The 11597-nt window shown below is 36.4% G+C and carries 11 protein-coding genes; 9 read left to right on the forward strand and 2 right to left on the reverse strand.

Annotation, left to right across the window (positions count from 1 at the left end; translation table 11 throughout):
• Positions 1 to 190: 190 nt before the first annotated feature.
• Positions 191 to 637: a hypothetical protein gene (locus ACWF5P_RS25810; protein WP_452445480.1), complete on the reverse strand. Its 447-nt coding sequence runs from the start codon at positions 635 to 637 to the stop codon at positions 191 to 193.
• Positions 638 to 1130: 493 nt separating this feature from the next.
• Here ACWF5P_RS25810 and ACWF5P_RS25815 point away from each other — a divergent pair, with 493 nt between their 5' ends.
• A complete protein-coding gene (locus tag ACWF5P_RS25815; protein ID WP_452445481.1) occupies positions 1131 to 1688 on the forward strand; it encodes a GNAT family N-acetyltransferase in 558 nt (185 codons plus the stop codon).
• A gap of 480 nt (positions 1689 to 2168) precedes the next feature.
• Here the strand turns inward: ACWF5P_RS25815 and ACWF5P_RS25820 are convergent, their stop codons facing one another.
• Positions 2169 to 2495 (reverse strand): antibiotic biosynthesis monooxygenase family protein, encoded by a 327-nt coding sequence (locus tag ACWF5P_RS25820; protein WP_101221610.1) that lies wholly within the window; start codon positions 2493 to 2495, stop codon positions 2169 to 2171.
• Between the two features lie 276 nt (positions 2496 to 2771).
• On the opposite strand from ACWF5P_RS25820, the gene ACWF5P_RS25825 reads away from it, so the two are divergent.
• The 8 genes from ACWF5P_RS25825 (at position 2772) to ACWF5P_RS25860 (ending at position 11141) form a co-directional block, all read left to right on the forward strand.
• Complete coding sequence (locus ACWF5P_RS25825) at positions 2772 to 3548, forward strand: aminoglycoside 6-adenylyltransferase (protein WP_452445482.1); 777 nt, start codon at positions 2772 to 2774, stop codon at positions 3546 to 3548.
• A gap of 65 nt (positions 3549 to 3613) precedes the next feature.
• Positions 3614 to 4165 (forward strand): dihydrofolate reductase family protein, encoded by a 552-nt coding sequence (locus ACWF5P_RS25830; protein WP_434169240.1) that lies wholly within the window; start codon positions 3614 to 3616, stop codon positions 4163 to 4165.
• A gap of 144 nt (positions 4166 to 4309) precedes the next feature.
• On the forward strand, positions 4310 to 5275 hold the full coding sequence (locus tag ACWF5P_RS25835; RefSeq protein ID WP_452445483.1) for an alpha/beta hydrolase: 966 nt from the start codon (positions 4310 to 4312) through the stop codon (positions 5273 to 5275).
• An 18-nt stretch (positions 5276 to 5293) separates the two neighbouring features.
• On the forward strand, positions 5294 to 5965 hold the full coding sequence (locus ACWF5P_RS25840; RefSeq protein WP_434169242.1) for a response regulator: 672 nt from the start codon (positions 5294 to 5296) through the stop codon (positions 5963 to 5965).
• Positions 5962 to 6957: an ATP-binding protein gene (locus ACWF5P_RS25845; RefSeq protein ID WP_434169243.1), complete on the forward strand. Its 996-nt coding sequence runs from the start codon at positions 5962 to 5964 to the stop codon at positions 6955 to 6957. Before ACWF5P_RS25840 ends, ACWF5P_RS25845 begins: the two co-directional genes overlap by 4 nt.
• Before the next feature lie 207 nt (positions 6958 to 7164).
• Positions 7165 to 8034, forward strand: a complete 870-nt coding sequence (locus ACWF5P_RS25850; RefSeq protein WP_434169244.1) for a cation diffusion facilitator family transporter — start codon at positions 7165 to 7167, stop codon at positions 8032 to 8034.
• A gap of 452 nt (positions 8035 to 8486) precedes the next feature.
• Entirely contained in the window at positions 8487 to 10115 is a 1629-nt protein-coding gene (gene abc-f, locus ACWF5P_RS25855; protein ID WP_434169245.1) for a ribosomal protection-like ABC-F family protein, read from the forward strand.
• Between the two features lie 438 nt (positions 10116 to 10553).
• The gene (locus ACWF5P_RS25860) at positions 10554 to 11141 is read left to right on the forward strand and encodes a cupin domain-containing protein (protein WP_264896952.1); all 588 of its coding nucleotides are present in this window, start codon (positions 10554 to 10556) and stop codon (positions 11139 to 11141) included.
• Positions 11142 to 11597 lie beyond the last annotated feature (456 nt).

The following is an 11597-nucleotide window of genomic DNA, read 5'->3' on the forward strand; positions in this document are numbered from 1 at the left end:
ATAAGTCCTAATGGATGGTTTAACTTTTAAATCAAGGTTTTCAATCGATAGAAATCAATATGAAGAGATGTAGTTTGAAGGAATTTGAACATCAGATGGGGAGTAGGAAAACAAGCATACTGGTAATTGGAGTTAATGGACAAAACGAAGAAAAAGCAAAAAAAGAGACAGCCATAAGCTGTCTTTTTTTTCACCATCTACAAATCCAAGTCCAACCAAATCCGGGAACCCATACTCTCCTACAGCGTGGAATCCATTGTCCGTGTTCCCAATGACCGCCACCGTGTCCGTCCCATTGACCGCCGCCATGACCGCCACCGTGTCCGTCCCATTGACCGCCGCCATGACCGCCACCGTGTCCGCCGCCATGACCGCCGCCATGACCCCCACCGTGTCCGTCCCATTGACCGCCGCCATGACCGCCACCGTGTCCGTCCCATTGACCGCCGCCATGACCGCCGCCATGACCGCCGCCATGACCGCCGCCATGACCGCCGCCGTGACCGCCGCCGTGACCGCCGCCATGACCACCGCCGTGTCCGTCCCATTGACCGCCGCCCGGGCCAGGTATTCGTTCTCCATCTATATAATAATGCACATTATTAGGGTAATAAGCGCCGTAATTATAATTATACATTCAAGAAATCCTCCTTTTTTGTTTACCCTTTCAGACTATGTACAAAGGGTGGGAAGGGTCCTATATGGACAATGATGGACAACAAAACAGGGCTGCCTATTTATTGTTGTCAAAATAAAAGACAACAATATTAATGGCTGTTTTTTTTTGCCTCATATTGAATTTTAAACACTAATAGTGCTTAAGTTGTTTTGTTCAGCATTAAAGCAGTAAAGGAACCGATGCCTTCTAATGAAATGTTAAAAAGTGTTCCTGAAATGAAAGATGAAAATCGAAGACCCATGTTTTTAATCATTTCAGCAGTAAAGGAAACAAAAAATTCATTTAATGAAGGAATTAAATAAAACGGGAAAAAGGCGTTTCTACGAAAGTAGGGACGCCTTTTAGTTATTAACATTAATTTTTAAGCAATAATGCGTTGATTATCTTCTTTAATTAGGTAATGATTAAAATAGTTAAATATGGAAAAGGGGATTTAGAGGAGGGAAATTGGATGGAGAAGGTATTTCCACTTATTGAAACAAAACGATTGATATTAAGGGAAGTAAAACTAGAAGATGCGGGTGACATGTTCAAATATCTATCTGATACAGATGTGGTGAAGCCAATGGGGTTTGACCCATTCGAGACAGTAAATGATGTATGGGATGAAATTAAGTGGTACGAATCTATATTCGAAGAAGGTTCGGGAATCAGATGGGGAATTACATTAAAGAATTCCGGTAAGGTTATAGGAAGTTGTGGTTTTCTGAATATGGTCTCCAAACATCATCGAGCTGAAATTGGATATGAATTAACTAAAGAACAATGGGGAAAAGGTATTGCGAGTGAAGCGTTGGAAGCCGTGGTTATGTATGGTTATCGTCACTTTCACCTGGAAAGGATTGAAGCCTTGATTGAACCGGATAATCTCCCATCCCAAAAGCTAGTGGAAAAGAAAGGGTTTAGAAGAGAAGGATTGCTAAGGCATTATGAATATACCTGTGGCAAATTCGATGATTTATATATGTACTCACTCATAAAAGAAGACCTTAACGGCATTTCCTTTTAATTAACCCGAAGCTCTTTTGCGATTTTTCTGAGGGAATTATTACCGATCTTAAGGGGATTTTAGCGGTCCCATGTTGAAGACTAACTCAATGTATCACTAGAAATAAAATTTATGAATTTTTACCCATAAAAAAACCGCTTTTACTTTTTTAGGGTTTGTAAATTTGAACGTTGATTTCCATTCCAGGCACTCGCTTTCCGCGGGCGGTCCGGGAGCCTCCTCGGCGCTCTTTGCGCCTGTGGGGTCTCCCTTGGACTCGCTTTTCCCGCAGGAGTCTCGTACCTTCCATTTCAATCAACTAGAATTTTTTTTACACTTTAGTCTGTTCATCACAAACCATGTTTAAGACTAAGTTTCCATTATGGGTTTTTACTCTTTTATGAAACACTTATTAGATTGAAGAAATTTACCATTCTCCTGGAGAGTAACTGGCAGATACCAAAGACGCTTGCGGTTAGAACGTTTTTTAAACTGAAGTCATTATTTGCTTGTATAATCTCTTTCAACCTTACAAATTCGGGTAGTGTATGACGAGTACCAATCTTTCATACCTTTTTCTTGTGCCTTTTTGTGAGCGGCATTTTCCTTCCAAAGTCTAATGGCATCCAGGGACTTCCAATAGGATACGGTAATTCCTAACCCGTTTTGATCTCTTACGCTTTCGACTCCTAAATAGCCATCTTGTTGAGCGGCAAGTTCATCCATGAATTCTGCGGTTGAATTATAGCTTGCGGCATCCTTATCGCTTCTTTGCGAAGTGAAAATACAAGCATAATAGGGCGGTTCGGGAGTATTTGCAAATAACATGAAATGATGCCTCCTTTTAACTTAATATTCAAAATAATACCACATAGGCGAGAATGAGGATAGTTGCCCGGTAAAGAGGTACTCAGCAAAGAAAACAAGGAGGTAAAAAGCAGTATATATCTCTGACACGGCAATTCTGCTAAAGGGATTTTATTCTGATTCACGAATATATATTACTTTGACGATTTACAAAAAAAGGAGATGGTCTTGTGTGCGGGATTCGTTAGCAAACATATAGAAAGAGATGCATTTTTACCGGAACAACGCGATATTCTTTTGGAAAATGCATTAAAAGATTTATCGGCAGATCCTGATGTTTTGGCTATTTACATTGCTGGTTCATTAGCAAAAGGAAACGATGATCAATACTCCGATATAGATTTGCACACCATTGTTATTCCAAAGCGTAAAGCAGAATTTTTAAAGGGAAAAAGGGATAGAGCCAATAATTGGGGAGATGTTTCATTTCACGAAGACTGCAATCCTTATTCACCGTATGTCGTCACTCATTATAATACCTTTGTAAAAGTTGATAGCTGGTATCATGCACCAGAAGAAATTGTTCCCTCCATCTGGTTAAAAGAGGTAGAAGTCATCTATGATCCTTTTAATATTATGAGTCCTGTTATAAAAGAATCGGCAGAGAAAGTGTATAAACCTACACCTGATGAAGTTGAGCATTGGAGGGGAAAGCTGCTTGCTTTTGTCCATGAAACCTACAGGGCCGTTATGAGAAGAGAAATGTTATATGCACTATCCAATCTTGATAGGATACGGTGGCTGATTGTGTCTGGTTGGTATATGGAAATGGAAGAGCATATAGATGTCCCCTATGGAGTATGGGCAAAAATCGAGGGCAATAGAAGTAAATTAGCTGGAAAGCAGTTATCTCTGTTGGAAAGTTGGGATTGTGGCCGCAATTCAAATGAAATTATTAAAACATTGAGACGTATGATCCCAGAATTCCTCAGACTAAATGAATACCTATGTACTCAAGTGGGTGTCGAAACAAATGAAGACCATATCAAAAGAATAATCGATATGGCTATCTGATACCATATTAGGCTAATGAAATAAAGTACGTGTAAAATGTGTAATCTCTATTGGAGGGATGCTGAGTGGCACAATTGGTATATCATGTAGCCGTTTCACTTGATAATTTCATTGCCGACCAAGCAATGTTGGAAGGGGATATCAATCATTCTTTTTTCTTATTTGAAGGAGATCATGTCCCGGACTTTTTATCCGATATCCAGCAATATGAAGCGGTGTTGATGGGAAGTAAAACATATGAATTTGGATTTCAATTCGGAGCTAAACCGGGTGAACCAGGGTATAAGGGTTTGAAACATTATATATTCTCGAGCTCCCTTCAGTTTGAATCGAATGAGGAGGTAGAGCTTATCGAAGGAGACGCCGTTGCGTTTATAGAAAACCTCAAGCAGCAAGGCGACGGAAAGCTATGGCTTTGCGGGGGCGGAGAACTGGCTGGAACGTTGTTAAAACATAAACTCATTGATCAATTGGTGCTTAAAGTGAATCCAGTCATAATCGGAGAAGGCATCCCTCTTTTCGGCAGTGTTAAGCCAAGTCTAAAATTAGATTTAGTTGAAATGAAACAATTCCCAAACGGTGTGATTAAACCGACATATAATATTATTTATCCTTAGGGCTGCGCTGGCGCAGCTTTTTTAATGCAAATCAATGGACAATAAAAGGTGAATTTTTCTTTATTGAAAATATACAATGAAAATTAATTAGAAATTTATTTTTAACATATATCCTTTCAATATAACTTGAAAGGAGTTTTCTATATGAGAAAAATGTTGAAAGTATTAAAGAATATATTTTTTACCTTCATTGCTTCCTTCTTATTTGTAGTATTAGCTGTTTTTATTTACCATAATTATCAAAAGGGCAAGGAATCATCATTAATTAATGTAGGAACATCCATTGATTTTAATAACAAAGAAATTAATGTATATACGGAAGGCAACGGGGAGGATACATACGTTTTTATGTCCGGTTCCGGGATTGCTGCTCCTGTTTATGAATTGAAGGGATTATATAGTAAGTTTGCAAAAGAAAATAAGATTGCAGTCATTGAAAGAGCGGGATATGGATACAGTGATGTTTTTCATGATGATAGGGATATTGATGCAATTTTGGAACAAAGCAGGAAATCTTTAATGGAAAGTGGTAATAAACCTCCTTATATTTTGGTACCACACTCATTATCAGGTATTGAAGCTATTTACTGGGCACAAAAATACCCAAGTGAAGTAAAGGGAATTATTGCTTTGGATATTGGTTTACCGCACCAATATGTAACTCATAAAATGGGCATGGTTGATTCATTGACAGTAAGAGGAGTGAATATTTTAACGAAAATGGGTTTGCACCGTCTTATCCCTTCAGCTGTTTATAATCCCGAAGTGATCCGGCAATCATTCTTGACTGACCATGAAAAAGAAATGTATAAAGCACTATCATATAAACAGTTTTTTAATGATGATATGGAGCAAGAGCTTTTACAAAGTTACAATAATGGTAAAAAATCTTTTAACCTGCCGATTCCAAAAGAAACACCCATTTTATTTTTAGATGCGGTTGCCGATGAAAATAAAAAATCGAAATATACAATACAAAAAAATGAAGATTATGAGGAGTTTGCAGGGAAACTATTAAAAGCGGATGTAATAAAACTGAAAGGGACGCACAGCATTTATCTATACGCGCCAGATGAAATATATGATCTTGCCATGGAATTTATCAAATGAATATAGAAAGGTCCTGTGATGAAAAGATATAATATTTTAATTGTTGAAGATGATTTGATGATTGGTGATTTATTGAAAAAGATTTTGCAGCGCGAAGAGTATAATGTATGTTGGATGAAAGAAGGAAAAGGAATTATAGATATAATCCATGAGATGGATTTAGTCATAATGGATATTATGCTGCCAGGAGATGATGGCTATCAAATTACCAAGAAAGTAAAAAGTCTAGGATTAAATATTCCAGTTATTTTTCTATCCGCCCGAAATGATATGGATAGCAAACTTCAAGGTTTGACAATTGGTGAGGATTATATGACTAAGCCTTTTGATCCCAGGGAGCTATTACTAAGAATGCAGAAATTGCTGGAAAATCAATATGGTACTTTTACACAAATTAAACATTTATATATTGATGCCGAACATAAAAAGGTATTCAATAATGACTTGCATAATGAAGTGGTTTTTACTGCGATAGAGCGTAAAATATTTTTCTATTTATATGAAAATAGGAATCAGATTTTAACGAAGGAACATTTTTTTGAATATTTATGGCAGCTCGAAGATAGGAATCAAAATATCATTAATGTACATATAAAAAAAGTTAGAACAAAAATCAATGATAACACCGGAGAGATCATCCAAAATATATATGGAGAAGGGTATAGATTGAATACCTATATAAAGAAATGAAGTTAAAGAAAAAATACCGGATATTGTTATTTATTGCCGTTATTAGCGTCCCATTTATATTGCTGTTCATCAGTATCCTTATGTCAATAGTTTATGATATGGCCTTTAAATCCAATAATAGTGACATTCCTTTTCATGAATCTTTTGCATATCCTACAATGCTGGGAGTATTTATTTTATCACTATTATTGTTAGCCTTCTTATTTTCCAAATCTATTAACTCGCTATTAAATAAAATAAATATATTGAATGAAACCATCAGGAATTTAGCCAGTGATGAGGAGATTCCGAATAAATTAGAGGTAAATAGCAATGATGAAATCGGGGAATTAACTAAATCGGTAAACTTACTAATTGAAAGAACGACCTATCGGGAATTGGAACTAAAGCAACAAGAAGAAATGAAAAAGGAACTCTTAAATAAATTAAGGCATGACATCAATACACCTTTAACAGCAGTAAGATTACAATTATTCTATTTAGAAGGTCAATATACGGATCAAGCTCCATTATTACAATCACTATATCAACAAATAAATTATATTGCCGAATTAACAAATGAATATAATATTCAATCCACAGATACGCTCGATAATTCCTATATATTAAATGACGAAGTGAATATGCACGATTTAATAGAAATGATGGTTAAAAAATGGGCCTATTTGTATAACATGCATGGTATTGAACTAGTATATCGGCCTATAAATGAAGAGTTGGAATGGATAAGTAATGACTTGTGGGTCCAAAGGTTATTCGATAACGTTTTCCAAAATGTGTTGAATCACTCGAGGGCTGATAAACTTGTGATAACCATTGAAAATAACGAGGTCAGTATCAAGGATAATGGGGTTGGTTTTGATATCGATAGTAGTAAGGGGCTTGGCTTAAAAATAATCGAGGATATAGCTAAGACACTTCATATAAAATATAATTTGCATTCAAATGAAAGCGGAACTTTATTTTGTTTTACTTTCGAAAATACAATATGAATCTCATTTGAATTAAGTTATTTTGCGGGGATGACATCCGTGGATTTTGTCAGAGACTCATCAATATCATTCTATTCAGATAGTTTGCCATATGCAACATAGTTATCTATCACTTACTTATATAAAGCGATACAAAAAGGTTGCTATAGACCCACCCATTTTTAAGTTGATATGATATTCAGGTACTTAATTGTGGGGGGAAGTTGAATGGAAGAACAAAAATATAATGATCTCAAATTAGGCGAACGTGGAGCAATCATCAGTATAATTGCTTATATTTGTCTATCGATCATGAAGCTGGCTATCGGATACATAAGCGACTCAGCGGCCTTGAAAGCGGATGGTTTGAATAACACGACTGATATTATTGCGTCCATTGCCGTACTGATCGGTTTAAGGCTAGCTCAAAGACCCCCCGATAAAGATCATGGTTATGGTCATTGGAAAAGTGAAACGATTGCATCGATGGTAGCTTCATTTATTATGTTTGCTGTTGGTGTACAAGTTTTAATAGATGCAGTTGCTTCCATGCTCAAAGGTGGAAAGGAATCTCCTGACATTATTGCCGGGTATGTAGGTGTTTTATCAGCAATAGCCATGTATTTTGTATACCGATATAATAAAAAGCTAGCTATGAAAATTAACAGTAAAGCCGTTATGGCAGCTTCGAAAGATAATATTTCCGATGCTTGGGTAAGTATCGGAACAGCTATAGGGATTTTTGGCTCCCAATTAAACATGCCTTGGCTGGATCCCCTTACTGCAATCATTGTTGGTTTATTAATATGCAAAACAGCCTGGGATATTTTCATTCAAGCCTCGCATGAACTTTCTGACGGATTTGATGAAAATAAAATTCATCTATATAAGGATGTAATTACAAATGTCGATGGAGTCAAGGGGATAAAAGAGATTAAAGGGAGAAATTACGGTAACAACGAAGTGATTGATGTTGTGATCCTTGTCAATTCTACCTTGGATATTAAAGAAGCACATGATATAGCGACACATGTAGAAAAAGTGATGATGACAGATCATGGAGTGTATGATGTTCATGTCCATGTAGAGCCCAATTAATTTTCTCTTTTTATGAATTAAGAAAAAAGGGTATAAATCTGCTTTACAAACATATTAATAATATGCAATCATTAATTCATTACATTGGAAGGAATAGGTACCTTATACAATGAAGCAGTAATCTTATCAAATAAACAGTAAATCTAAATCAATTTCAATGGGTGTTATCGGTTAGATATATTCAATGAAAATACACTTCACTTTGTTTGCTTACCAGTTTTATCGGTAAGTTAAGTGAATTCACTTTTTCATTTGAACAAGAATCTTTTTAGATACCCATGTGAGATTTTTAATGATTATGTTTAGAGATGGGATACGTCTGTTCGTTTATAGGTACTAATTCATATACAACTACTTTTTCTGTTATCAAAGCAGATGAGGTATATTTGGTTTATGTATATTAATTTAGTAGCAGGCGATCTCTCTCTAGAAAAATGGAGGGGGATTTTTTTATGTTATTTTTAAAAGCGAATGATTTAAAGAAAAGCTACGGGAGCCGTGAAGTTCTTTCTGTAGATACACTTCATCTTTATAGTCATGACCGTGTTGGTTTGGTTGGTAGGAATGGAGAAGGTAAAACGACCCTGCTTTCTATACTAGCGGGCGTGAGGGAATCCGATTCCGGTTATATAGAGAGCTATGGAACAGTCAGCTATATCCCGCAGATGGAAGAAACTGAACAAGAAATAAGCGGTGTATTAACGAGCCTATGGAAATTGCCCAATGAGGATCAAGAAAACATAAGCGGCGGCGAACGTACTCGAAGAAAAATCGCCGCAGCCCTTTCTTCCAATGCGAATGTATTGATTGCGGATGAACCTACCAGCCATTTGGATATATTCGGAATTGAACAATTGGAAAAGGATTTAAAATCTTTTAATGGCGCTATTTTGCTTACTTCACATGATAAAGCATTCTTGAATCATCTGTGTACAACAATATGGGAAGTTGAGCAAGGCAAGGTAACGGTATATGAAGGGAATTACGAAGCGTATATCAAACAAAAGCAAGCAAAAACAGAAAAGGAAAATAAGCAATATGAAGAGTATACCCGCGAAAAGAACCGGTTGAAACAGGCAGCACAAAACCTCCAAGCCAAATCTGATTCGATTAGGAAAGCCCCTAAACGAATGGGTAATTCAGAAGCAAGGCTCCATAAACGCAGCGCCGGGAAACAGAAGGCGAAATTGAACCGTTCTGCTGAAGCGATTGAAACTAGGATTGAAAAATTAGCAAAAAAAGAAAAACCGAGGGAGGATCCCCCTATCATCTTTGATATTTCAGAATTTCCATCTTTGCATAGCAAAAGGGTCATTCGATTTAATGGCTGTTCCCTGAAAGTTGGATCAAGGATGCTGAAGCAACATATTTTTGGAGATGTCCAACTAGCTTGCAGACTCGCCATCAATGGTCAAAATGGTTCAGGAAAATCGACATTACTGAAAAAGATAGTGGAAAGGCACCCAGATTTATATGTCGCAAAGCCGGCAAAGATTGGATTTTTTGCACAACAACAAGAAAATTTGAATGAAAGTAAAACGGTTCTTGAAAATATATTGGAGGACAGTCCCTACAATCAGGCCTTTATTCGTACGCTATTATCACGATTAGCTTTTAAAGGAAATGACGTTCACAAACAAGTATCACTTTTAAGCGGTGGGGAAAGAGTCAGGGCTTCCCTAGCTAAAGTTTTTTTGGGAAATTATAATGTACTGGTTCTGGATGAACCTACAAATTACCTGGATATTCATACTAAAGAGGCTTTAACCGAAGTGTTAAAAGCATATCCAGGAACCATCGTTTTTGTGACTCATGATCGTTCATTTATCCAATCGCTTGCAACGCATTCACTTTCATTTGAAGATGAACCTTCGAGAGTAAGTGCTATCAATCAGGAAGCAACAAAAACGGCCACACGCAAGGAGGATCATCAAGATAAACAGGCTGAACTTCTTATGATTGAAGTGCAAATCATCGAGACACTTGGGAAACTATCCAGTGTTGTGAAGGAAGAGGAAAAAGAGGAATTGGATAGGGAATATCTCCAACTCTTGAAGAAGAAAAAGGAGCTTGAAGATTAAGTGCAACCCATAAAAGGCCCTTCTCAATCGAGAGGGGCCTTTATGATTTAGTTATTTAACATTTATTAAAAGACCATTAAAAAGGATTAAGGTGAAAAATGGTAAAATTAAACAAGTTATAAAGGAGGGACTCATCCTGATTGGAGATCAAATGAAAATTTGATCAAATGGCAATGGGGAGCTAAGATTAAGGCAGTCATCGTTACTGTTGAAAAAGGTGTGTACTATATGAGGAAAGAGTACAGAGTCAGCTTAATATAAGTTCCAGAAGGCCAGAAATTTTTCTGTTGATAAGAATGCTGGCAAAGCCACTATTACTGACTTGTTCCTGCAAAATCTAAGCCCCCTACTTTTATGAGTAGGGGCTTTTTATATTTCAAGTACATTCACTTAACAAGTGCATATGATAATTTTATAAACTGTGAAGGGTTGAGAAAAATGTACTATGCTCCTTATATCCATCCCCATCCCTATCAATATCAAAATTCTTATTATGTTAATGAACCAATGTATAACCATTTAAGAAATCCTGATTATTGGAGTGTAAATAATGTTAACCATTTGGGCTATTTACAATCATCAAATGGAAGAAATAATATTGAGGTAAAAGATTATGGACCAAAGCCATTTGTATTGAATATCAATGAGGGTACGAAACAAAACACTACCTACCGTACCGCCTTATGGACAGGAAAACATTTGCAAGTTACATTGATGAGTCTTAAAGTTGGTGAAGATATTGGTTTAGAAATTCACCCAAACGTTGACCAATTTTTACGTATTGAACAAGGTCAAGGGGTTGTTCAAATGGGCAATAGAAAGGATAATTTAAACTTTGTAAGAAACGTCTATGATGATTATGCAATAATGATACCTGCTGGCACATGGCATAATGTAGCCAATACAGGTAATATTCCTCTAAAGCTTTACTCGATATATGCTCCTCCTAATCATCCATTTGGTACTGTTCATGTTACCAAAGCAGATGCAGTGACTGCAGAAGAAGTGCAACGATTATGGCAATAGATCGTATATGCTTCAGCAAGAAAATGTATATATACAGCAAAAGTACAGATAGGGTTTTGACAGATTGGTTGACCCTTTTTATTTTGTAAGGTGAACAATTAGAAATCGAATGGAGATAATAAAACTACGGTATTATCTCCACAAGGTACCTCCATCTTTCAAAGCTCACTCTTATAGAGGGTCTTTTTTGTTTTTTATGATCAATACAAAAGAATAACGTGGATACCCTACACCTATTTTTGACTGCGAAACATTGAAAAGCCCCTACTTGCTTTGAGTAGGGACATTTTTTTTGATTCCATAAAGATAATGTAGGTCAACAGCTCAAGAATTTTTAAAATTTACGGGCACCGCATGATATTTGAGCTACCCGCCATTTTTTAATCTTCAGCATCAATATAGTCTCTTGGAAAATTAATATTGAATTCTTTTTGATTGTTGCTTAGTACTTTATTT

The sequence above is a fragment of the Peribacillus sp. NPDC055009 genome, assembly GCF_053608705.1.

What these genes read in the sequence shown, in the direction of transcription:
- ACWF5P_RS25835 (WP_452445483.1), top strand. Translation starts at nt 4,310, where the DNA reads ATGAGAAAAATGTTGAAAGTATTAAAGAATATATTTTTTACCTTCATT.
- ACWF5P_RS25820 (WP_101221610.1), bottom strand. Translation starts at nt 2,495, where the DNA reads ATGTTATTTGCAAATACTCCCGAACCGCCCTATTATGCTTGTATTTTC.
- ACWF5P_RS25840 (WP_434169242.1), top strand. Translation starts at nt 5,294, where the DNA reads ATGAAAAGATATAATATTTTAATTGTTGAAGATGATTTGATGATTGGT.
- ACWF5P_RS25815 (WP_452445481.1), top strand. Translation starts at nt 1,131, where the DNA reads ATGGAGAAGGTATTTCCACTTATTGAAACAAAACGATTGATATTAAGG.
- abc-f (WP_434169245.1), top strand. Translation starts at nt 8,487, where the DNA reads ATGTTATTTTTAAAAGCGAATGATTTAAAGAAAAGCTACGGGAGCCGT.
- ACWF5P_RS25850 (WP_434169244.1), top strand. Translation starts at nt 7,165, where the DNA reads ATGGAAGAACAAAAATATAATGATCTCAAATTAGGCGAACGTGGAGCA.
- ACWF5P_RS25810 (WP_452445480.1), bottom strand. Translation starts at nt 637, where the DNA reads ATGTATAATTATAATTACGGCGCTTATTACCCTAATAATGTGCATTAT.
- ACWF5P_RS25845 (WP_434169243.1), top strand. Translation starts at nt 5,962, where the DNA reads ATGAAGTTAAAGAAAAAATACCGGATATTGTTATTTATTGCCGTTATT.
- ACWF5P_RS25860 (WP_264896952.1), top strand. Translation starts at nt 10,554, where the DNA reads ATGTACTATGCTCCTTATATCCATCCCCATCCCTATCAATATCAAAAT.